A 22,808-nucleotide genomic window follows, 5' to 3' on the forward strand; every position below is an offset into this window, starting at 1 on the left:
CCCGAGTGCTTCATTCGCCCCGGATATCCAGAAAAGGAGACGACAACGATGCAAGACCACGCCCCCCGAATGATGCCACTGCGCCTCGCGCTGCCATTGGCCGCCGGTATTGCCCTGGCGACGAGCCTGCCCGCCGCCGCCGACTGGCCCACGCCGATCCAGACACTCGAGCGGCAGGGCCTCACCATTCACGGTGAATTCGACGCCCCCGGCGGGCTCAAGGGCTACGCTGCCAGCATTCGAGGGCAGAGCGTGGCCGCCTATCTGACGCCGGACGGCGATCATGCCGTCGTCGGCACGCTGATCGACGCCCAGGGCCGCGACGTCTCCGCCGGGCCGCTGGAACAGCTCGTCGATGGACCAAAGAATGCCGAGCTATGGAAGGCAATGGCGGAGCAACACTGGGTTCGCGAGGGTGATACCGATGCCTCGCGCGTGGTCTACACCTTCAGCGATCCCAACTGCCCCTACTGCCGCAAGTTCTGGCAGGATGCTCAGCCCTGGGTCGAAAGCGGTGATGTGCAGATTCGTCATCTGATGGTGGGCATTCTGAAAGCGGACAGCCCTGAGAAGGCCGCCGCGATCCTGGCGGCAGACGATCCCAGCGCCGCGATCGCCGAGCACTATCGCACCGACGCCATGCCGGACAGCGAAGGAACCGATCAGAGCGAGCGATGGGTCGCCGACAACACGCAAGTGATGCGCGACGCCCAGCTCCATGCCACACCGGTGATTTTCTACCAGGACGACGATGGCGCGGTGCACAAGGTCATGGGTGCCCCCGCACCGGACAAGCTGCGCACCATCATGGGTAGCGACTCGCCCTGAGCTTTCCTGTCCACCACTGCTTATCCCCCTTATTCATCCCCCCTGCTCACCCGCCCCTGGCGAATCAGGCCAGGGGCAGCGAGAGCGTAACCCGCAGCCCGACATCATCGTCGGAGGCGAGCCGCAGGCTCCCGCCGGCCCGGGTGGCGATCGTCTCGACGATGGATAACCCCAGGCCGCTGCCCTGAGGATGATTGCCGCGATGGAAGCGCTCTGTCAGTCGGGCCAGTTCATCGGGCGGGATGGTCTCGCTCCGGTTGGCGATGTCGATCACGGCCATGCCATCCGTCTCGTGTGCCTCGACCTCGATCGGGGTGTCGGGCGAACCGTGACGCATGGCGTTCTCGAGCAGATTGCGCAGCGCGATCACCAGCAACTCCCCGGACAACGCAACGTGAAGCCGACCGACCGACGCGTGCCAGTGGCATCGATCACGACTGCCGGTCTCCACCATCGCGGCCTCCAGGGCGTCGCCAAGCCGCGTAGAGTCGACACTCCCCCGAGTGATCTCCTCGCTCTCCATGCGTGCCAGCAACAGCAACTGGTCGAGCGTCTCCGTCAGCCGTCCCACCCCCGCCTCCGCCTGCTGCATCGCCTCCCGGCGGGGATCGCCGTCGACGCGTCGCGCGATCTGCAGATGGGTACGAATCGCGGTCAGCGGCGTGCGCAGTTCATGCGCGGCATCGTCAGTAAAGCGCTGCTCCAACTCCAGCATGCGCCGGGTGCGTGCCAGCAGGGTGTTGAACCCCTCGATCAGTGGGCGAATTTCCCCCGGCAAGCCGCGGATCGGCAGTGCCGAGAGATCGTCGTGATCGCGTGACATCAAGCGCCGCTGCAGCCTCGACAGCGGCGACAGCCCCCGGGTCACGCCCCACCACAGCGCGATCAGACTGCCGATCGACGCGAGCAGAAAGGGGTAGAAAGCGGCACGGCGTACTTGAGCCAACAGTGACGCCCGTTCCCGCAGGCGATCCGCCACGGTGATGCGCTTGTCGTCGTCGACCAGGGTATAGACGCGCCAGCGCTGCCCATTGTGATCGCGGTCGCTATAGCCTTCGTCATCGACTGCGAGAACATCGTTCATTTCCGGATGCGTACCCGCCACCACCTGCCCGCGCAGCGAAGACACCCGGCACGCAACACCCTCGAGCGCAGGGATGGTCGATGTCTCGCCCACTTCTTCATCCCAGGCCGCCGCCGGCACGCGATCGAGCAGGCCGGCCACCATTCGCGCCGACTGTGCCAGACGCTGATCCAGCGAACGCTCGAGCTGGGTCGAGAGATCGCGCATCGACCACGCCGCCGTCAGCCCCCAGAGCAGCATCAGCGTGATCCCGAGCGTGGCGACGAGACGCAGCCGCAGGCTCATGAGGGCGTGTCGCCATGCAGTCGCTCGGCGGCGGCAAGCGCGCCGAGACGGTAGCCGACGCCCCGGACCGTCTCGATGACATCGCGTCCCAGCTTGCGACGCAACTGATAGATATGCACGTTGAGGGCGTTGCTCTCGATCTCGTCATCGATGCCGTAAAGGCGATCCTTCAGCTGGTCGGCGCTCAGGACCCGCCCACGCGCCCGCATCAGCGCCTCCAGCAGCATCAGCTCGCGACGCACCAGCGCCACCGGTGCGCCATCCAACGTCACGCTGCGAGCAACGGGGTCCATCGCCAGGTGCCCGTGACGAAGGGAGCGGTCGACCTGCCCGGCGCTGCGGCGCAACAGCGCCTGCAACCTTGCCGTCAACTCATCAAGGTCGAATGGTTTGACCAGATAATCGTCGGCCCCGCCCTGAAGCCCTTCGACACGACTGGCCACGGCGTCTCTCGCCGTCAGCATCAGTACCGGCATGGCAATACCCGCGCGACGCCACTGTTGCAGCAGCGTCAAACCATCGCCGTCAGGCAGACGGCGATCGAGCACCGCGGCATCGTAGTCGATCGCGGCCAGCGCCCCGCGTGCACCGTCCAGCGTGGTCACGGTATCGACGACGAAATCGCTCAGCGCCAGTCCCGCTTCGATGCCGGCCGCCACCGGTGCATCGTCTTCCACGAGCAGTACGCGCATGTTTCTCCCGTTTTCACCCGATCCATCCCCGCCACAGTCTGGCGAACGGCGATGATGCCAGGATGAGTTGGCTCCTCAGTGAACGGGAGAAAGCCGGCGCGATAGCCACCAACCCAGCACCAGCGCCACCAGAAACGCCGCCAGCGGCCAGCTCAGCCCTGCCAGCGAGGCCACTGCCGGCCCCGGGCAGTAGCCGGAGAGCCCCCAGCCGATGCCGAAGAGCGCAGCGCCACCCAGCAGACGGGCATCCAGGTCGCGCCGGGTCGGCAGCTGGAACCGCCCCGCCAGCAGCGGCGTGCCGCGGCGCCACACCAGCCGGTAACCGATGAAGGTAGTGACCACGGCACCGCCGAGCACGAAGATCAGGATCGGGTCCCAGGCGCCGGCGACATCGAGAAAGCCGATCACCCGGGCAGGGTCGGTCATGCCGCTCAGCGCCAGCCCGAGCCCGAACAGCAGCCCGGCGAGATAACCCGCCACGGGCTTCATGCGCCACCTCCCGCCAGATGGCGCACAACGAACACGGTGAGCATCGCCACCAGTACAAAGACCAGCGTGGCGGCCAGTGAACGTGGAGAAAGACGGGCCAGCCCGCACACCCCGTGGCCGCTGGTGCAGCCACTGCCGAGCCCGGTGCCCAATCCGACCAGCAGCCCGGCGAGCAGCATCGTCGGCGTGCCCGCGAGCGGCGCGCCGATCACCGCACTACCGAGCGCTGCCACGCCGCCGCGAGGCGCCACATTGCCCCAGTCGAGACCCAGCAGCAGCAGTAACGCCGGGCCGGAGACCAGCCCCAGCAGGAATGCCAGCCGCCAGCCGCGGTCCCCGCCGCGCTCGAACAGCGCACTGGAGAGAATCCCGCTGATGCCGGCGATCCGACCCAAGAGCCCCATCAGCAGGGTGGCGGAGAGCCCGATCAGCACGCCGCCAGCGAGCCCGAACCCGGCACTCGATAGGTCCATCTTCATACCTCCTTTGATAGCGTTCATGATCCCGGGAGCCGCTTTCACTCCGCCGCCGAATGTGCCGCTGCCGGCGTGGCGAGACAGGGGTGACTCAAGGGTGCGGCACCCCGACCATGCAGGGCGCACCAGGCGTCGAAGGTGCTCAGGAAGACCCGGCCGTTGAGCGTCTCCAGCAGCTCGGTGCGGCTCAGGCGATCCATCACCGGCCCCTTCACTTCGGCCAGATGCAGCCCGATGCCGCGCTCGCGCAGGCGTCGGTTGAGCGACTCGAGACTCTCCAGCGCGCTGGCATCGATCACGTTGATCGCCTGGCACGCCAGCACCAGGTCATGGGGCGGCGGCGTGCGATTGACCACCGCGGTGACCAGATCTTCCAGATGGCGCACGTTGGCGAAATAGAGGCTCTCGTCGACCCGCAGAATGGCCACTCCGGCATCGGTCTCCACCGCGTGGCGGCGCACGTTGCGGAAGTGCTCGGTCCCCGGGATGCGACCCACCTCGGCGCTGTGGGGCCGGCTGGTGCCGTAGAGATGCAGCGCCAGCGACATGCCCACGCCGACCACGATCCCCACGTCCACGCCCAGGATCAGCGTCGCCAGCGCGGTGGCGGTCATCGCCACACCCTCGCCGCGGGCGTAGCGCCAGACCCGCGCGAACGCCGGCAGATCGATCAGCGACAGGGTGGCAATGACGATCGTCGCCGCCAGGGTCGCCAGCGGCAGCACCCCCAGCCAGGGCGACAGGCACAGCATGGCCAGGGCGATACCCACCGCGGTGAAGGCGCTGGCCGCCGGGGTGCGGGCACCGGCATCGAAGTTGACCACCGAGCGCGAGAAGCCGCCGGTGATCGGCATGCCACCGGTGAAGGCCGCGGCCAGATTGGCACCACCCAGACCGATCAGCTCCTGATCCGGGTCGACCCGCTCGCCGCGGCGCATCGCCAGTGCCTGGGCCACCGAGACCGACTCCACGTAGCCGACGATGCTGATCAGCACCGCCGAGCCCAGCAGCGATTGCCACAGCGCCGGGTCCCACTCGGGCAGGCGCAGCGGCGGCAGCCCGGCGGGAATCGGGCCGATCACCGCGATCTCACCGCCCAGCCAGCCGGCGCCGCCGGCGATGGCGGCGGCCAACGCGATGGTCACGATCGGGCCCAGCTTGACCAGCATGGCGGCCGCCCCCGTGGGTACGCCACAGCGCCCCAGCAGCGCCTTGCCGTGGCGGCGGATCGCCCATAGCAGCGCCAGCGAGCCCAGCCCGACCAGCAATGTCGGCAGGCTCAGCCCCGGTAGCGCCCCGGGCAGCGCCTGAGCCAGCGCCGGCAGCGTGGCCCCGGAGAGCTCGATGCCGAGCAGCGACTTGATCTGGCTCGCCGCGATCAGCAGCCCCGAGGCACTGACGAAGCCGGTCATCACCGGGTGGCTCAGGAAGTTGACCAGAAAGCCCAACCGACACAGCCCCATGATCAGCAGGATCGCCCCGGAGAGCAGCGCCAGCACCAGCGCCGCGGCGATATACGCCGCCGACCCCGCGGGGGCGACCGGAGCCAGGGCCGCGGCGGTCATCAGCGAGACCACCGCCATCGGGCCGACCGAGAGCGTCGCGCTGCTGCCGAGCAGGGTGTAGATCACCAGCGGCACCAGGCTGGCATAGAGCCCCACCACCGGCGGCAGACCGGCGAGCATGGCGTAGGCCAGCGCCTGCGGAATCAGCATCAGCGCGACGATGATCGAGGCGAGCAGATCCTGGCCCAGCAGGCCGGCGTGGTAGTGCCGCCCCCAGTCGAGGATCGGCAGCCAGCGCGCCCACCCGCGCCGAGGCAACGGGGTCATGCGCTCACGGCTCCGCTACCCGCCCACCGCCGGCTCAGGAACCTGCGCATGCTCACCCCCGCGCCTGCGGCTTGGCCAGCCACTCGCGCCCCTTGAGCAGCAGGTGCCAGTAGATGAAGGGCAACTGCTGCGCCTTGAGGTGCCAGCCGAGCCGGGTCGGCCGGGTGGCCTGGTTGAGCCAGGCGGGAAAGGTCGGCTGCAGCTGGCCGCCGTAGCCGAACTCCGCCAGCACCACCCGGCCGCGCTCCACCGTCAGCGGGCAGGCGCCATACCCCGCATAGCCGGAAGGCATCGGCTTACCATCAAGTGCCGCCAGCAGGTTGTCCGCCACCACCGGCGCCTGCTTGCGCACCGCGGCGGCGGTCTTGGCGTTGCCGGTACCGCTGGCATCGCCAAGACCGAAGACATCCGGGTAACGGTTGTGCTGAAGGGTCTCGGCATCGAGATCGAGCCAGCCACCGGCGTTGGCCAGGGGCGAGTCACGCACCAGCCGTGGCGCGCGCTGGGGCGGCACCACGTGGAGCATATCGAAATCGGTCTCGATCTCCTCGCTGGACTCACCGTCGGTGACGCGAAAGCGCGCTTTCTGGGCCGTACCGTCCACGGCGATGAGATCCTGCTGGAACCGCTTGTGGATGCCATAGCGCTGAACGTAGGCATCCAGCGCCGGCACGAAGTCCGGGACGCCGAACATCACACCGCCAGCGTTGTGGAAGTTGACCTCGATATCGCCCAGGACGCCCTGCTTTTCCCACTCATGGCAGGCGAGATACATCGCCTTCTGCGGTGCCCCGGCACACTTGATCGGCATCGGCGGCTGGGTGAACAGCGCCTTGCCGCCGCGCATGCCCTGCACCAGCGACCAGGTATAGGGCGCCAGATCGAAGCGGTAGTTGGAAGTGACGCCATGGCTGCCCAGGCTCTCCTCCAGCCCCTCGATCGCCTGCCAGTCGAGTTCCAGACCCGGCGCCACCACCAGCGCCCGGTAGCCGAGCGTCGAACCGTCACCCAGTACCACCTGGCGGGACTCCGGCAACAGGCGTTCGGCGCTGGTCTGGTGCCAGGTGACGAAGCCCGGCATCACCGAGCGCATCGAACGGCGCGTCTGCTCCGGGGTGAAGACGCCACCGCCGACCAGCGTCCAGCCGGGCTGATAGAAGTGATCCTGCGCCGGCTCGACGATGGCGATATCGAGATCGGACTGGCGCCGATGCAGGCTCGCCGCGGCGGCGATGCCGCCGGCACCGCCGCCGACGATCACCACATCATGGTGCCGGGTGGTGGATGCCGTCGAGGCGTCTGGGGTCTCACTCATGAGGCTGTCTCTCCTGCGGCCTGTGCTTGTGTCATATCGATGGGGCGGCGTATCGAGCGGGCCCACCTCACTCCCAGGCCGCGCCCTCCAGCGCATCCAGCGGGATCTTGAGGTAGCGCTTGCCGTTCTCTTCCGGTTCCGGCAGACGGCCGCCGCGCACATTCACCTGCAGCGCATGCAGGATCAGCTTGGGCATCGGCAGCTCGTGATCGCGCTGCTGGCGCAGTGCGACGTACTCCGCCTCGCTGCTCTCGCCCAGGCGATGCTTGTTGTGCTGGCGCTGCTCGCGCACCGTGCTCTCCCACTGCGGCTCGCGGCCGTCGGGCATGTAGTCGTGGCCGGTGAACAGGCGGGTGTCATCGGGCAGCGCCAGAATCGCCTGAATCGAATGCCATAGCTGGTGGGCGCTGCCCCCGGGGAAGTCGGCCCGGGCGGTGCCGAAGTCGGGCTGGAACAGGGTGTCGTGGACGAAGGCGGCGTCACCGATCACATAGGTGACCGAGGCCAGGGTATGCCCCGGCGAGTGCATCACCCGCACCGGCAGTTCACCCAGGGTGAAGGTCTCGCCATCGCTGAACAGGCGGTCCCACTGGCTGCCGTCGGTGGGCAGTGCCGGCCAGTTGTAGATGCGCTTCCACAGCGCCTGGACCTCGACCACCTGGGCGCCGATCGCCGTCGGCGCGCCGGTCTTGTCGTGCAGATAGCGCGCGGCGGAGAAGTGATCGGCGTGGGGGTGGGTATCCAGAATCCACGCCACCTCGAGCCCTTCCCGGGCGATATAGGCGAGCAGCTCATCGGCGTGGTGGGTCGCGGTCGCCCCGGATTTTTCATCGTAGTCGAGCACCGGATCGATGATCGCGCAGCGGCGCGTGGCCGGGTCACTGACGACGTACTGGACGCTGAAGGTGCGCGGGTCGAAGAAACCGGCGACATCGGGCCGGCCGTGTTCCCGATCACCACGGGAGATAGCGAAGGTGTGCATGACGGCTCCTTGGTGGGCGACTTCCTCAGCATAACGCCATTTAAGTTCTAACGTTATACCTTTTTGAAATATAACTTATGCCGTTTTTCCTGCATGGAGACAGGCTTTCCGGTGCCTTGCTGGCCGCCTTGACCTACGACCGGGCCACTGGCGCGCAGCGGAACCGGACGGGCGAGTGGCACTGCGGGCCTTGGCGCTGTGCAAGCGCGCGAGCGCGGGTTTTCGCTTGCCAAAGTGGCCTTCTAGCCAGTCAGAGAGGCCCGATGAAAACAGAAGGTATGGGAATCAATGGGCTATGATGGGCCGAATTGGGCGGCCTCTCAGAGGGTGTTTACAAAGTCGGCGAGCGAAGGCAAGACAAGGCAAAATCGGTCGAAAAAGCGGAGTTTACGCGGGGTAAATGAGCATTTTGAGGCCGATTTTAACGCCGTATTGCCGAGCGCAGGCATTTTGTAAACACCCTCTCAGGGGTGTCGTACAGACGGGTTATCCCGTGGTCGACGCTGTTGTCGACGCTGTTGTCGACGATATGGCCGGGTGGATTTTGTTCTTTTCGGTTGTGCTGCCATTGGTGGCGCCGCCGATGCTGAGACGGCCTTGTTGAGGCGGCACGACGACAGCTATCGATCGATATCACATCAGATAGCTATCCCGTAGCTGTCGGCCGATATCCCCCGGTGGTCTCTGTTTGAGAAGTCTGCCCTGCTGAGCCCGGCGGCGCATGAGAGGCGCTGCCTGAAGTGTTGTTTCCGTTAGCGGTGGTGAACAATGGAAGTGCGTTACTGCTCCAGATTGATGCTCGTGAACGAACAGAGTGCCTTGTTGCTGTTTCAATACCAGGATGAACATACGTCGTCTGCTTTTTGGGCCACGGCAGGCGGAGAACTGAAACCGGGTGAGTCCTATCTTCAGGCGGCCAGCCGGGAACTGTACGAAGAGACGGGGCTGCGCGAGGAGATCGGGCCGCTGGTGATGGAGCGCGAAGCCGTGTTCGCCGTTGCCCGCTCGCAGCCGGCGTTGTGGCGGGAACGTTATTACCTGGTGCGCTGCCCCAAGACGTCCCAGGTTTTCGCGGCGGATTGGACCGATGAGGAAAAGGCCACCATCCAGCGATGGAAGTGGTGGTCGCGGGAGGCGATGCGCGCCGAGGGACGCCAAGCCTTCAAGCCCGAGAACCTGATCGACCTGCTGGCCGATATCATTGAGGGCAAGCCGGTAAAGTGAAGATCTCATCAAAGCACGACAATGGAGAGTCGGGCCCGGCCTGGCTCTTGAAGCACGGCCTGGCAAAACCGTCTGACTCGATACAACCGATTCCGGCTATCCACGTGGTTCAGCGGCGAGTATCCATTGCCCTGCATTGATAATGAGGGGCGACGGTGATTGTCTTTTTTCCTCGACGACGCTGTCGCATTGAAGGAAGCCGCGGCGGTCATGACCGTCGCGGCTTCTCTGTCTGCCCCTCTTGGGCGTTACCTAGACTCGTAAGGGCGCGAGCCTGGGCGCAATCATATTCTCCGGGCGCAGGATATCGGCGAGCGAGGCTTGATCGAGCAAGTTCTCCTCCAGCACCAGCTCCAGCACGCCGCGGCCGGAGACCAGCGCCTCGCGGGCGATGCGCGTGGCGTTGTCGTAGCCGATATGCGGGTTGAGCGCGGTGACCAGCCCGATCGAGCGCTCCACCATCTCGCGGCAGTGGGCCTCGTTGGCGGTGATGCCCTCGATGCAGTGCTCGCGCAGCATGTGCATGGCGCGGGTCAGCAGGCGGATGGAGTCGAACAGCTTGTAGGCGATCAGCGGCTCCATCACGTTCAACTGCAGTTGCCCGCCCTCGGCGGCCATGGTCAGCGCCAGGTCGTTGCCGATCACCTCGAACGCCACCTGGTTGACCGCCTCGGGGATCACCGGATTGACCTTGCCGGGCATGATCGAGCTGCCGGGCTGGCGCGGCGGCAGATTGATCTCGTTGAAGCCGGCACGCGGCCCGCTGGAGAGCAGGCGCAGGTCGTTGCAGATCTTGGAGAGCTTCACCGCCAGGCGCTTCAACATGCCCGAGAAGAGCACGAACGCCCCCATGTCGGAGGTGGCTTCGATCAGGTCCTGGGCCGGCACCAGCGGCTGGCCGCTGATCGCGCCGAGGCGCTCCACCGCCAGGCGCTGATAGCGCGGGTCGGAGTTGATCCCGGTGCCGATGGCGGTGCCACCCAGGTTGACCTCACACAGCAGGCGCGGAATCTGCGCCTCCAGGTGGCCCAGATCCTCGCCCAGGGTGGTGGCGAAGGCGTTGAGCTCCTGGCCCAGCGTCATCGGCACCGCATCCTGCAGCTGGGTGCGGCCCATCTTGAGCACGTCGGCGAAGGCCGCGCCCTTGTCCGCCAGCGCGTCGCGCAGCTGCGCCAGACTGCCGAGCAGCGCATCGTGGCCCAGCAGCAGACCGAGGCGGATCGCGGTGGGGTAAGCGTCGTTGGTCGACTGCGCCATGTTGACGTGGTTGTTGGGGTGCAGGTGCGCGTAGTCACCCTTGGCGTGGCCGAGGTGTTCGAGTGCCAGATTGGCGATCACCTCGTTGGCGTTCATGTTGGTCGAGGTACCCGCCCCGCCCTGGATCATGTCGACCACGAACTGATCGTGGTGCTCGCCGGCGATCAGCGTCTGGCAGGCGTGGCGGATCGCTTCCAGACGGGTGGCGTCGAGATAGCCCAGCTCGTGATTGGCCTCCGCCGCGGCCTGCTTGACCATGGCCAGCGCGATCACCAGCTTGGGATAGTGCGCCAGGGGCACGCCGCTCAGGTGGAAGTTCTCCACCGCGCGCTGGGTCTGGATGCCGTAGTAGGCGCTCTGGGGCACGGGCAGCACGCCCAGCAGGTCCTTCTCTTCACGGGTGGGGATCGTGTCGGCGTCAGTGCCGAGATCCGGGGTCGCCATCATGGTGGGTATCGTCTTCAGTCAGGGGGTTCGAACGGCCTGGGCGCCGGGGTGCCGGCGCCGCTGGGCGTAAGGTAACGCCGCTCCGGCTCGCCTGCCCAATGCCGTTGCGTGGTGGTGCATGCCCGCCCGGCATGGGGAGAGCACCGCTGATGAGGAGACCGGTAACGACCCGGCAGCGCGGAAACGCATATGTTGCCGATCTGTGCTAACGCTGACTCCAGAGGGTGCGCAATATGAGTCCGTGCATATCAAGAATAATATTGCGACGGAGTCAGCAATGAACGATACGAAGATCGATTTTATCTACCTGTCCGAGCAGGACATGATCCGCGCCGGCGTCACCGATATGGCCGCCTGCGTCGATACCATGGAAGAGGTCTTTCATCTTCTCCATACCGGTGACTACCGTATGGCCGGCCCCAACAATGACTCGCACGGCGCGATGATCATGTTCCCGGAGGAGTCGCCCTTCCCCACCATGCCCAAACCGACCGCGGACCGCCGCATGATGGCGATGCCGGCCTATCTGGGCGGCAGCTTCTGCACCTCGGGCGTGAAGTGGTACGGCTCCAACATCGCCAACCGCGACAAGGGCCTGCCCCGCTCCATTCTGATGTTCACGCTGACCGACCCGGACACCGCCGCGCCCCTGGCGTACATGTCGGCCAACCTGCTGTCGGCCTACCGTACCGGCGCGGTGCCGGGTGTCGGCGCGCGTCATCTGGCACGCAAGGATTCCCGTGTCGTCGGCCTTCTGGGCCCGGGCGTGATGGGCCGCACCAGCGTCGCCGCGTTCATGGCGACCTGCCCTGACATCGACACCGTCAAGGTCAAGGGTCGCAGCGAGAAGAGCGTCAACGAGTTCATCGACTGGGCCAAGACGCACTATCCGCAGTTGACCGTCGAGGTGGTCGATACGGCGGAAGCGGTGGTGCGCGACTCCGACATCGTGACCTACTGCGCCTCCGGGGAAGTCGGCGACCCCGACCAGTACCCCCTGGTCAAGCGCGAGTGGGTCAAGCCCGGTGCGTTTCTGGCGATGCCGGCACCGACCAACTTCGATGAAGACCTGGAGGCGCCCGAGATCCGCAAGGTGCTCGACAACACCGGCCTTTACGAGGCCTGGTACGAGGAAGTGCCCAAGCCCGCGCACCACACCATTCCGCTGATCGGCGTGAAATTCATGGACATGCTGCACGCCGGCACCCTCGATGCCAGCGCGCTGGAAGACCTGGGTGCGATCGTCTCCGGCGATAGCCCGGGGCGCAGGAACGACGACGAGATCATCATGATGTCGGTCGGCGGCATGCCGGTCGAGGATGTCGCCTGGGCGACGGTGATCTACCGCAAGGCCGTGGAACAGGGCATCGGCGTCAGGCTGAATCTGTGGGATGAACCTGCCCTGAAATGAGCCGACACGGCCCCCGTTTGCGGGCATCGGCAGTATGGCCGGTGTCCGCCTTTTTCGTCGATTGCAACATGAGCGCCCTACCATGACCCACATCACCAAGGTCAAGACCGGTTCCCCCTTCGAAGAGCACGCCAGTTACTCCCGCGTGGTAGCCGTCGACAACTGGATCCTCGTCTCCAACACCGCCGGACGCCATCCGACCACCAAGCAGATTCCCGACGACGTCGGTGAGCAGTTGAAGCAGGTGTTCGCCAATATCGAGCGCGGCCTAGCCGCGGTCGACAGCAGCCTTGCCGACATCGTATCCGCGAAAATCTTCATCCAGGACCCGGCCGACACCAACACCGTCATGGGTCTGTTCGGCGAGATCATGCACGGCATCGACCCCGTCATCACCGTGACCTGCCCGCCGCTGGGTGCCGAGGTCTACAAGGTCGAGCTGGAAGTGACCGCCTATCGCGGCGCCGGCAGCGCCGAGATCCACCGGATCGACACCTCCGCACAGTGAGAGCTCGTCCGCGCCCCATCCGGGCGCCCGACAGGTGGCTGGCAGTGACCGGCCGCCTCCGGTTCGCCGACTCATCGACCAGGACACTTTCATGGCTCCAACCATTGCACCCGTCGATACCTCCAAGGATTTTCCCGACGCCACCACCGTGGTCATCATCGGTGGCGGCATTATCGGTCTGACCGCCGCGCTGACGCTCGCCGAGCGCGGTGTGCCGGTCGTCGTGCTGGAAAAGGGCCGGCTGGCCGGCGAGCAGTCCTCGCGTAACCTGGGCTGGGTTCGCAAGACCAATCGTCATCTCGAGGATGTGCCGCTGGCACTCGCCGCTGACACGCTGTGGGCGACCATGGCCGAGCGGACCGGCAGTGACGTCGGCTATCGCCAGTCGGGGATCATGTTTCTATCGCGCACCCCCGCTCAGCTGGCCGTGCACGAGGCCTGGCTCGACTCGGTATCCGAGCTGTCGCTGGACTCCAGGCTGCTGAGCCCCCGCGAGATCGACGCGCAGGTGCCGGGCGGTCGTGGCGACTGGGCCGGTGCTATCTTCACGCCGTCCGACGGCCGCGCCGAGCCGACACTTGCCTCCAGCGCCATCGCCCGCGCGGCCATCGCCCGTGGCGCGGTGATCGTCGAACACTGCGCGGTGCGCAACATCACCCGCGCTGGCGGCCGGGTCAGCGGAGTCGTGACCGAGCGCGGCGAGATCCGCTGCGATCAGGTGCTGCTGGCCGGCGGCATGGGGTCCCGCCGCTTTCTGGGCAATATCGGCATCTCCCTGCCGACACTCCCGCTGGTCCTGTCGGTGTTTCGTACCGGCGCCATGGAAGGCCCCACCGATGTGGCCGTCGGCGGGCCGGATTTCTCGTTCAGAAAGCACAAGGATGGTGGTTTCATCGTGACCCAGCGTGGCGCACTGGATGCCCCCCTGACGCTGGATCACCTGCTGGTCGGCGCCAAGTACTTGAGCGCCTTGCGCGCGCAGCGCGGGATGCTGCGGATCTCGCTGGGCAAGCCTTTCTGGCGGGATCTCACACTACCCAGGCGCTGGAAGCAGGGGCGATCGCCGTTCGAGCGCGAGCACACGCGCACCATCGACCCAGCGATCAACGAGGGGCTCAACCAGGAGGCGTACCGCAATCTGGCGGCGGCCTGGCCGGTGTTCGAGAACATGAACGTAGTGGAATCATGGGCGGGCATGATCGACATCACTCCGGACTCGAACCCGGTCATCGATGCGGTGCCGGGCGTGCCGGGACTGACACTGGCCACCGGCTTCTCCGGCCATGGTTTCGGTACCTCACCGGCAGCGGGGCAGCTAGCGGCCGATCTTGTCATGAACTCGGCGCCGCTCATCGATCCAAAGCCCTACCGATTCGGCCGATTCTAGGCGCTGTACGACAACGGACGCCGTCAACTTGGCGACTCGAGCAATCGGGCCCGCGTCGCAGAGGGTGACTCCTGGAACAGGCGCCGATATTCGCGGCAAAAATAGCTCTGGTGGAAAAAGCCCTGCGCGGCAGCAGCATCCGCCAGGTACTGGGCCGGATCCTGAAGCAGGCTGCGTCGCACGGCATTGAGCCGTAGCGCGCGCAGATAGGCCACCGGCGACTGCCCCACCTCGGCCTGAAAGCTGTATTGGAGTGTGCGTCGTGAGATCTTCAACTGGTCGCAGAGTGCCATCAGCGAAGGCGGGTCCTCCGGACGACTCTGGATCAGCGCCTGGCAGCGTTCGACGATATAGCGCCGGGTCCGATAGTTGTTGGCATCCGGCTCGATGGTGGGCACATCGCTGCCGAGCAGCATGTCGATGCTCTCTTCGAGCTGACGGATCAGCGACTGCTGCAGCGCCGGCGGTATCGGTTCATGGGCGGGGCGCTGGCTCAGGTAGTCGGTCATCCACTGCCACTGCCCGCGGACCTGGTGCAACAGCCCCGGGGATACCTCGAGTCGTCGCAGTCGATACTCATCGCGCCCCAACCATTCGTGACGGCTGCGGTCAATGGAGACCACCAGCAGATCGTAATTCGAGGGCACCACGCTCCAGAACTGATCACAGCGGGGCAATAGCGTCACGGTATCGATACCGAACAGACTCGCACTGGGCCAGCGAATCGGCGTCACCAGATGCCACTGGGACTCGGGGAAATGCATGCGCTGGAACAGGCTCAGATTGGCACTTTCACGAAACAGGCGAACCGAATGGCTGGCGACATCGACGATCTCACCGGAAAAATGGCCCGCCTCGATCTGGCTGATCTCCTGCTGCCAGCCATCCAGGCGCAGGGCTTGCTCGGCAGCATCACGACAGTGGTGCAGGGTGATGTTCACGAATGACTCCTTCGAGCGCAGCGCTCGAGGCCATGGCATCTCGTTGTCGCCCGCCAGCCACGGCGACCAGCCCGTGCTGGCTCGACCCGTAGGTGGCGATGACAAGGCATCTTTTTATTCAGAACCCAAAAATAATTAGTGTGTTAGTGAAAAAGGTGACTCCATGCTCTCCACGAATGCAACCTCTCAATCGTTCGACGTCTGGCTCGATGCCATTCGTCAGATTTGTGGCAATTTCGATGCCAAGCCAAGAGAGCACCTGAACTTTCAAGGCAGTATCTCGGCACGCACCAATGGCGGCATCGATATCGCCCATATCGTCACCAACGCCGCAAAGATCACCAGCAGCCAGGCTCAGCGTTGCCACGAGGACCGTCACTGCTTTCTGGTCGTGCAGAAGCTGGGACACGCCACCCTGGAGCAGAACGACACCCAGATCACGCTGCGCCCGGGCGACATGGTACTGATGGACTCCCCCAGGGCCTTCGAGATCACGCCCCACGGCCTGGTCGAACAAAACTCGCTGCATCTCTCGCGCAGTGACATCGCCCGGCACTTCGGCGACACCGCGATCCCCTTCATGAAGATCACCGCAGACTGCGCCAGCAGCCAGGTTCTGCAGCTCATCGTCAATCGCATCGTGAGCGAGCCGTTGGCCGCGACCGACGAACGCGACCAGGGGGTCCTGGCGTCCCTGGCGGCCCTGCTGCCGGCGATCCACCAGCACCAGGCCCTCACGCCCTCGTTTCTGGCGCAGGCCGATGGCACGCTCTTCACCTGTGTTCAGCAATTCATCGATCAACATCTGCACGAAGAGGACATCGGCCCGCAGCGGCTGGCCCACGTCTTTCATATATCGGAGCGCCAGCTCTACCGCCTGTTCGAGCAGCACGATGAAACGGTGTGTCGCTATGTGCAGCGCCGCCGACTGGCCCGCTGCGCCGAGGCGCTGGCCAGCCCGGTCCTGACCAAGCGCTCGATCACTCAGATCGCGTATCAATGGGGATTCACCGACTCGGCGCACTTCAGCCGCGCCTTCAAGCGCGAGTTCGCGAGCTCGCCTCGGGAATACCGTCGTGCGCGACTCGCGCAGGTGGCCTGAGAATCACAGCCGGGCGGTCGTGCAGCAAAACGGTGCGTGAGTATGGGTCGGCGTGCCGAAAGCGTGCATGAGTGTGGGCGGTAGTACTGACACGTTGGCGCGGGCCGGCCCCCGAGACCCCAGGAGGCCGGCTCCTCGCTCAATAAGCGATGCAGATCGACTTGAGCTCGGTATAAGCGTTGACCGCTTCCGGGCCGAACTCCTTGCCGATGCCGGACATCTTGAGACCACCGAACGGCATGGCCGGATCGAGCGTCACGTGGGTGTTGACCCAGACGGTGCCGGCTTCGATACGCGGTGTCATCGCCATGGTCTTGGACAGGCTCTCGGTCCAGAGGCTGGCTCCCAGACCATAATCGCTGTCGTTGACCATGCGCAGGGCCTCCTCCTCATCGTCGAACGGAATGACCGTCAGCACCGGGCCGAAGACCTCTTCCCGGGCGATCTCCATGTCGTGATTCGCGCCGCTGACCACGGTGGGCGAGATATAAAACCCCTCGGCCGGCACCTCGTTGCCGACATGCACCTGGGCACCCTGCTCCCGCGCGCGGTCGATATAGCCCTGCACGCTCACCTGCTGGCGTTTGGACACCAGCGGATTGACCTGCGCCTCGGGGTCGATGCCGGGGCCCGCCCGCATGGCGTCGACGGCCTTGGCCAGATGCTCGCAGAAGCGATCGTGCAGGCTGCGGTGCACGTAGAACCGCGAGGCCGCCGCGCACACCTGCCCCTGATTGAGCAGGCCGCCCATCAAGGCGCCATTGACCGCCTTCTTGAGATCGGCATCTGCCAGCACCAGCATCGGATTCTTGCCGCCGAGCTCCAGCGAGAAGTTCGCCATGTGCTCGACCGCGGCGTGGCCGATCTGCTTGCCGATCTCGGTACTCCCGGTGAAGGTCACTTTCTTGACGTCCGGATGCTCGGACAACCGTGTTCCCACCGTCGACCCCGAGCCCAGCACCACGTTGAAGACCCCTTTGGGCACGCCGGCCTCGATGGCAAGCTCGGCCAGCCGCAGCACGCTGAGCGGCGTCTCGGAGGAGGGCTTCAACACCACCGTGCAGCCCGCCGCCAGCGCTGGCACCACCTTCCACAACGCGATCATCATCGGGAAGTTCCACGGCACGATGGCCGCCACCACGCCGACCGGCTGGCGCAGCGTGTAGGCGTTGAACTTCGCACCCTCGGGCATGCCGATGGAGACGTCCCGGGTGCTGCCTTCGAGCTTGGTGGTCCAACCCGCCATGTAGCGAACGAAATCGATCGAGAAGCCGACATCGACGCCACGGGCGATATTGATCGACTTGCCCTGGTTGAGTGTCTCGATCTGAGCGAGCTCGTCAGCGTGCTGCTCGATCAGGTCGGCAAAACGCAGCAGAATCCGCTCCCGCGCGGCCGACGTCATGCCGCCCCAGCGGCCATCGTCGAAACTTTGCTTGGTCAGCGCCACCGCCCGGTCGGCAAGGGCCACATCGCCCTCGGCCACCTGAGTCAGCGGCTTGCCGGTCGAGGGGTCGAGCACGTCGCGAGGCGAGCCGTCGCTGACATAGGCACCCTCGATGAACGACCCTGTCGCCCGTTTGAAAAAATCCTGTACGGCCTGTGATGCTGAGTCCTGGCTCATGAACGATCTCCTGCGCATGCAAGGTGTCGAGAGGGACGCCCGTCTGGCGTCGCTCGACCGTAAAAGGGGTAGCTGAGGCTAGGCCTTGTCTTAAAAGTCACCGAGCGGAGGCAAACCCGGGGCGCGTAGCCAAGGCAAAAATCGGCGAAAACGGATCTGGCTGGCGCTCCAGTTCACGGAGGAGCCGATGACTCGCTCCGCTCGCCTGTCGGGCCATCCTTCGAACGTTCTGAACGTTGTTCAGTGAGCCGATTGTTAACGCCTTATGGATAAGCGCTGTACTTTTCAGACATGACCCAAGGCTAGTGCGCCATGCCCCTGAAAACTTGCCCATGCCTGCCAGGCTCATGACGCTGTCTGCCGAAGCCTAAAAGTTGAATCCGGCCAGCAGCTGGGTGTAGTAGTTAGCGCCGCTCCCACCGAGCTGGGAGCCGCCATTCGAGGCCGATGCATCCGGATCGAAGCGGCCCACCAACGGCATCACCCACCAGTGGTCGTTGATCGTCCAGGTGGCATAGAGATCGATCTCGTTGCCATCGAGGTTCTGCCCCTGATCGCGATCCAGGGTGTCGAAACGATACGCCAGCATGCCCAGGCTGAGCTGTTCGGTAGGCGTGACTGACAGCGTGATCTGTTGAATGCGCGCATTGGTCTCGAACGGCCCGGCGTAGTTGGCCGCCACCTCCCCCTGGAACCAGGTGCCGAGCGCCCGGCCGTTGCCGTAGAACAGCGGATCATAGCCATCGGAGAAGCGGCTGAAGCGATAGCTGGCGTAGGGGGACCCGGGCAGCTCGTCGAAGGTCCAGCCCATCTCCAGATACCAGGCATTCTCAGCGGCACCGTTACCCTTTTCCTGAAAGGCGTACTGCCCGGACAGAAACAGGTTCTCGACACCGGCGTTGCCGTGGCCATAGAGGCTGTAGACCTTGGTGCCATCGCGGTCAGGATGGAGGAAGGCGTAGTCGTTATCGGTATCCAGCACCTTGAGGTAGGTCGCGCCGAGGGTGTTGTCATCGCTCACGTGTTCGAGCGTACCGACCGCCATGGCGGGTTTGGCCTGGGCGGGATTGTCCGATTCGAGCCACATCAGATCGCCACGCCAACCCGAGTCGCCGCCGAGTTTGACCACGGCGGTTCGCGCGAACGCCTGCCGCGGGGCCAGATAATAGGCGCCACCCCGGTCGAGTTCGCCGCCGAGCAACCCATCGCCGACATTGAGCGAATCCCCGGAAATCAGAAACCCGTCGCCGACCTGAATGCGCTGGCGTCCCACCGACACATCGAGACCATCGCGTCCGAGCGCCGGGATCAGATCGCCGGATTTCCAGCCGACGGCCAGGTCCTCGATATGCGTGCGACGCTCATCACCCGTGGTGAATCCCCCTGCGTCACCCTGCCCCCAGGTAGCGCTCGACACCCACGCCACGTTGGCATAGAGCGAACCCGCCGTGGGCGACAGCGCCTGTGTGACGTCGACGCCGTACTTGATGAACCCTTCCTGCCAGTCGCGCCCTTTCGCCTCAGCCGTCTCCGACTGGGCGTAGCCCTTCTGGCTGTGAAACACCCCCGCCACCCCGGTGACGTTCAGATTGATCTTGGTCCTGGCGGTGTCGTAAATCTCGAGCGCCGAGGCATTTCCGGACAAGGCGAGCGAAATGACCGTACCGGCAGCGAGTGTCGGCAGCATGGGGCGGTAGCGTGAAATCGTCATGAAGCAGTCTTCCCTTTGTTGTTGCAGTGCATGGGGTGGCAATGCTCGTTGTTACGGGGATTGTCGCTACGACACTTATCGTTGTAGTGCTCCTGGGGCGAGTGATCTCAGGCGTCGAAGGGACATCCCCGATGGACAGGCTAGCGAGACTGGCTGCGCGACTCTTGTCCGCTCCTGACAAAAACCTGCCTCAAGTTGCCACAATGCGAACTCCAGACGAGTTCAGGAAAGCCTGACCGTCGATGACACAATGGCTCATCCAGCGCCGAGAGCAACAGCGACGCTGCGGTTGTCTCCCTCCAACATCAAAGCATGCTCAATCCACTGACCAGGCCAGTGCAGACGCCGGTACCCACACCACCACCGCGATAGACACCCTGTCCGCCTCCAGACAGGGCACGCTGCCCCGGCTGACCGTGCCGAGCGAGGCGGTACGGTTGTCTTTCAGACGAACGGATCGAGCGGCATGCCGATCGGGATGGTCAGCAGGATCATGGACATCGCATCAATATGGGTTTGAAAAAGGCCGCCAACTCGTCAGTGGCTGTCAGAGGCAGGACATTGGCCACGTATTGATCCGGACGGACCACCACCAGCGCACCGGCGCGGTCGATGCCACGAACCTCGAAGATATCCTCATCGGCTGCCACGCCGTAGACGTTCTCGAGATCCAGCAGCGCAAACGGGCCGACCTCGGGCGTGAAGACACTCGGCACCTCGCCCATCGCAACATCCTCGTGGCGCTGCTGATAGATCACCTTGACGTCGAACCAATCGACCCAGGCGCCGCCCGGCAAGGCCGCATTGAGGGGAGAGTCGGGCGAGTGCACCAGCCATTCGGCGAGGTGTCGGGTCTTCGAGTCGGCCCCGGGGCTCGCGGTGTCGGCAAACACATAGAAGCGCCACCGGCCATCGGCCCTGGCCTGATGCCCGAGCTGTAGCGGGTTGCCGTCGCAGACCCGCGAGGCCCTTGCCGACTTGAACCGCTTGCCGATGGGAAAGCCGGTCGCAAGCGCCTGATGGTCGGCGGCATGGGTGATCAGCGACGGCTCGTACTCGGTCATGAAACCGGCCGGGAACTCGATGGTTCGGGTGTAGAACGCTTCCAGTTCGTTGGGATCCTCGAACGCTTCCGGATGCTTGGCCATCATCGTCGACCACTGCTTGTCGAAATCGATCAGGTTCCTGGCCACCACCTGACGCTCGGTGGAGTAGGTCGACAGCAGGCTGGCCGGGCTGCAACCGGACAGCACATGGCCAAGCTTCCAGCCCAGATTGAAGCCATCCTGCATCGAGACGTTCATGCCCTGACCGGCCTTGGCACTGTGGGTATGGCAGGCATCGCCGGTAATGAACACCCGAGGCAGCCGCCCGGAATCCGGATTCTCGACGTCATCGAAGCGGTCGGTCAGGCGATGGCCGACCTCGTAGACGCTGTGCCAGGCCACGTTTCGCACATCGAGCGTGTAGGGCGTGAGAATCTCGTTGGCCTTGGCGATGATCCGCTCGATGGGCGTGTTGCGCACGGCGCTGCTGCCGTCGGCCGGTACTTCGCCGAGGTCGACGTACATCCGAAACAGATGCCCGCCCTCCCGCGGAATCAACAGGATGCTGCCGCCGGCATGGGACTGGATGGCGCACTTGGTGCGGATATCCGGGAAGTCGGTGCGCGCCAGCACATCCATCACGCCCCAGGCGTGGTTGGCCTGATCGCCGGCAAGGGTGCAGCCGATGGCCCGCCGCACGCCGCTTCGTGCCCCGTCGCAGCCCACCACGTACTTGGCCCTCACCGTACGTTCGCGGCCCTCTTCCGGCCCGGCCACCTGCGCGAGCGCCACCGTGACCGGGTAGTCACCCTCCTCCTCGACCGTCAGCCCCTTGAACTCGATGCCAAAATCCGGACGGATACGTGCCGGCCCATTAGCGGCCGACTCGGCCAGGTAATCGAGCACACGCGCCTGGTTGACGATCAGATGAGGAAACTCGCTGATGCCTTCCGGATCATCGGCCGTGCGAGCGGTACGGATGATGTACTCGGGCCGCTCCGGATCCGGCTTCCAGAACGCCATCTCGGTGATGCGATACGCCTCGGCCGTGATCCGATCGGCGAAGCCGAACGCCTGGAAGGTTTCGACGCTTCTGGCCTGAATGCCATCGGCGTGGCCGATTTCGAGCCGCCCCGCCCGGCGCTCGATGATGCGGGTACGGATGTGGGGAAACTGGGCAAGCTGCGCGGCCATGATCATACCGGCAGGGCCGGTGCCGACGATCAGAACATCGACTTCGTCGGGCAGCGCCTCGGGGCGATCGAGCCCCTCGCCGAGCGCGGGCTGAACGCGGGGGTCGCCGGATACGTAGCCGTAATGGTGAAACTGCATGGTCTTCTCCTCATGGAACCTGCTGCGCTGGGCGGCAGACGTGGCAGCGCGCTCGGCGAGCGTCCCCGGTGATAAACAGCGTCTGGGCCCTGATGCCGTCCATGCTGAATACCCCCTGGCACGATGAGGATGTGTTTTACATCGCCCTGATTGTACTTTTCATAAATAAACGCCCTACCTTAGTCGGCCCACCCACCACACACCTCATCCACTCGTTAATCTATGAACAATCTGGGCACGTCAGTGCTCTCGAACCGGTGTGATGGCGCTCTCTGGCCCAGAAAGCGCGGTATCTCCTGTGCCTGGCGAACGCCATTCATGTAGATCCAAATGATGAGCAAGGCTCTCTTGACACAGTACTTCTGCAAGATTGTTAATTTATTAACGAAATAGAGAGACCCCGGTCGGCCACGCCCACTGCCGGCATGAAAGGAGAACGACGTGCCCCACTTGCATATCGAATATTCACCCCACCTCGAACAGCGCGTCGACGTGCACGAGGTCTGTCTGGCCGCCCACCGGGTGATGACGGCATCCCCGCTCTTTCCACTGGCAGGCATTCGCATCCGTGCCTTTGCCGCCGATCACTGCATCGTGGCCGACGACCACCCCGACAATGATTTTCTGGCCATGACCCTAAGCGTGGGCAGCGGCCGAGCCCAGGCGGACCTCGAGGCTGCGGGCGACCAGCTGTTCGCCGCCGTGCAGCGCGTGCTTGCCACACCGCTTTCCACAGCGCACTTCGCCCTCTCGCTCGAGATCCGCGAGATCGATGCCGCGCTGAGCTGGAAAGACACGCCGATCCATTCCCGGCTGTCCAGACAGTGAGCCCAAC

Annotated in this window: 19 protein-coding genes; 7 read left to right on the forward strand and 12 right to left on the reverse strand. The window is 64.9% G+C overall.

Annotation, left to right across the window (positions count from 1 at the left end):
• The first annotated feature begins 48 nt into the window (after nucleotides 1–48).
• The gene (gene dsbG, locus DOM66_RS06880) at nucleotides 49–828 is read left to right on the forward strand and encodes a thiol:disulfide interchange protein DsbG (RefSeq protein ID WP_245392380.1); all 780 of its coding nucleotides are present in this window, start codon (nucleotides 49–51) and stop codon (nucleotides 826–828) included.
• Nucleotides 829–892: 64 nt separating this feature from the next.
• Here the strand turns inward: dsbG and DOM66_RS06885 are convergent, their stop codons facing one another.
• The 7 genes from DOM66_RS06885 to DOM66_RS06915 all read right to left on the reverse strand — a co-directional run bounded on the left by DOM66_RS06885 (nucleotide 893) and on the right by DOM66_RS06915 (nucleotide 7,983).
• A complete protein-coding gene (locus DOM66_RS06885; RefSeq protein ID WP_110689657.1) occupies nucleotides 893–2,197 on the reverse strand; it encodes a sensor histidine kinase in 1,305 nt (434 codons plus the stop codon).
• Nucleotides 2,194–2,889, reverse strand: coding sequence for a response regulator (locus DOM66_RS06890; RefSeq protein WP_110689658.1), 696 nt, complete (start codon nucleotides 2,887–2,889; stop codon nucleotides 2,194–2,196). Before DOM66_RS06890 ends, DOM66_RS06885 begins: the two co-directional genes overlap by 4 nt.
• Nucleotides 2,890–2,964: 75 nt before the next feature.
• Nucleotides 2,965–3,378, reverse strand: a complete 414-nt coding sequence (locus DOM66_RS06895; protein WP_110689659.1) for a DUF6691 family protein — start codon at nucleotides 3,376–3,378, stop codon at nucleotides 2,965–2,967.
• Nucleotides 3,375–3,851: a YeeE/YedE family protein gene (locus DOM66_RS06900; RefSeq protein ID WP_110689660.1), complete on the reverse strand. Its 477-nt coding sequence runs from the start codon at nucleotides 3,849–3,851 to the stop codon at nucleotides 3,375–3,377. Before DOM66_RS06900 ends, DOM66_RS06895 begins: the two co-directional genes overlap by 4 nt.
• A 44-nt stretch (nucleotides 3,852–3,895) precedes the next feature.
• On the reverse strand, nucleotides 3,896–5,686 hold the full coding sequence (locus DOM66_RS06905) for a SulP family inorganic anion transporter (protein ID WP_110689661.1): 1,791 nt from the start codon (nucleotides 5,684–5,686) through the stop codon (nucleotides 3,896–3,898).
• Nucleotides 5,687–5,738: 52 nt separating this feature from the next.
• A complete protein-coding gene (locus DOM66_RS06910) occupies nucleotides 5,739–7,001 on the reverse strand; it encodes an NAD(P)/FAD-dependent oxidoreductase (RefSeq protein ID WP_110689662.1) in 1,263 nt (420 codons plus the stop codon).
• A gap of 67 nt (nucleotides 7,002–7,068) precedes the next feature.
• A complete protein-coding gene (locus DOM66_RS06915) occupies nucleotides 7,069–7,983 on the reverse strand; it encodes an MBL fold metallo-hydrolase (protein WP_110689663.1) in 915 nt (304 codons plus the stop codon).
• A 768-nt stretch (nucleotides 7,984–8,751) separates the two neighbouring features.
• On the opposite strand from DOM66_RS06915, the gene DOM66_RS06920 reads away from it, so the two are divergent.
• Nucleotides 8,752–9,207 carry an NUDIX hydrolase gene (locus DOM66_RS06920; RefSeq protein WP_110689664.1) on the forward strand — a complete coding sequence of 152 codons (456 nt, stop codon included), beginning with the start codon at nucleotides 8,752–8,754 and terminating at the stop codon, nucleotides 9,205–9,207.
• A 252-nt stretch (nucleotides 9,208–9,459) separates the two neighbouring features.
• On the opposite strand, the gene DOM66_RS06925 is transcribed toward DOM66_RS06920, so the two are convergent.
• On the reverse strand, nucleotides 9,460–10,911 hold the full coding sequence (locus tag DOM66_RS06925) for an aspartate ammonia-lyase (RefSeq protein WP_245392381.1): 1,452 nt from the start codon (nucleotides 10,909–10,911) through the stop codon (nucleotides 9,460–9,462).
• Between the two features lie 277 nt (nucleotides 10,912–11,188).
• Between DOM66_RS06925 and DOM66_RS06930 the strand changes: the two genes are divergently transcribed.
• From DOM66_RS06930 to DOM66_RS06940, 3 genes are all read left to right on the forward strand, one after another.
• Nucleotides 11,189–12,322 carry a tyramine oxidase subunit B gene (locus DOM66_RS06930; protein WP_110689665.1) on the forward strand — a complete coding sequence of 378 codons (1,134 nt, stop codon included), beginning with the start codon at nucleotides 11,189–11,191 and terminating at the stop codon, nucleotides 12,320–12,322.
• Between the two features lie 82 nt (nucleotides 12,323–12,404).
• Entirely contained in the window at nucleotides 12,405–12,830 is a 426-nt protein-coding gene (locus tag DOM66_RS06935; protein ID WP_110689666.1) for a Rid family hydrolase, read from the forward strand.
• A 91-nt stretch (nucleotides 12,831–12,921) separates the two neighbouring features.
• Nucleotides 12,922–14,217: an NAD(P)/FAD-dependent oxidoreductase gene (locus tag DOM66_RS06940; RefSeq protein ID WP_110689667.1), complete on the forward strand. Its 1,296-nt coding sequence runs from the start codon at nucleotides 12,922–12,924 to the stop codon at nucleotides 14,215–14,217.
• Nucleotides 14,218–14,240: 23 nt separating this feature from the next.
• Here DOM66_RS06940 and DOM66_RS06945 read toward each other — a convergent pair whose 3' ends face one another.
• Nucleotides 14,241–15,158, reverse strand: coding sequence for a helix-turn-helix domain-containing protein (locus DOM66_RS06945; protein WP_157959009.1), 918 nt, complete (start codon nucleotides 15,156–15,158; stop codon nucleotides 14,241–14,243).
• A 163-nt stretch (nucleotides 15,159–15,321) separates the two neighbouring features.
• Between DOM66_RS06945 and feaR the strand changes: the two genes are divergently transcribed.
• Nucleotides 15,322–16,260, forward strand: coding sequence for a transcriptional regulator FeaR (gene feaR / locus DOM66_RS06950; RefSeq protein WP_110673926.1), 939 nt, complete (start codon nucleotides 15,322–15,324; stop codon nucleotides 16,258–16,260).
• 139 nt (nucleotides 16,261–16,399) lie between these two features.
• On the opposite strand, the gene DOM66_RS06955 is transcribed toward feaR, so the two are convergent.
• The 3 genes from DOM66_RS06955 to DOM66_RS06965 form a co-directional block, all read right to left on the reverse strand.
• Nucleotides 16,400–17,884: an aldehyde dehydrogenase family protein gene (locus DOM66_RS06955; RefSeq protein ID WP_110689669.1), complete on the reverse strand. Its 1,485-nt coding sequence runs from the start codon at nucleotides 17,882–17,884 to the stop codon at nucleotides 16,400–16,402.
• Nucleotides 17,885–18,251: 367 nt separating this feature from the next.
• On the reverse strand, nucleotides 18,252–19,595 hold the full coding sequence (locus DOM66_RS06960; RefSeq protein WP_245392382.1) for an alginate export family protein: 1,344 nt from the start codon (nucleotides 19,593–19,595) through the stop codon (nucleotides 18,252–18,254).
• A 491-nt stretch (nucleotides 19,596–20,086) separates the two neighbouring features.
• A complete protein-coding gene (locus DOM66_RS06965) occupies nucleotides 20,087–21,973 on the reverse strand; it encodes an FAD-binding monooxygenase (RefSeq protein WP_110689670.1) in 1,887 nt (628 codons plus the stop codon).
• A 441-nt stretch (nucleotides 21,974–22,414) separates the two neighbouring features.
• On the opposite strand from DOM66_RS06965, the gene DOM66_RS06970 reads away from it, so the two are divergent.
• Nucleotides 22,415–22,801 carry a 5-carboxymethyl-2-hydroxymuconate Delta-isomerase gene (locus DOM66_RS06970; RefSeq protein WP_110673923.1) on the forward strand — a complete coding sequence of 129 codons (387 nt, stop codon included), beginning with the start codon at nucleotides 22,415–22,417 and terminating at the stop codon, nucleotides 22,799–22,801.
• Nucleotides 22,802–22,808: the final 7 nt, after the last annotated feature.

The organism is Salinicola endophyticus, assembly GCF_003206575.1.
GTDB lineage: Bacteria > Pseudomonadota > Gammaproteobacteria > Pseudomonadales > Halomonadaceae > Salinicola > Salinicola endophyticus.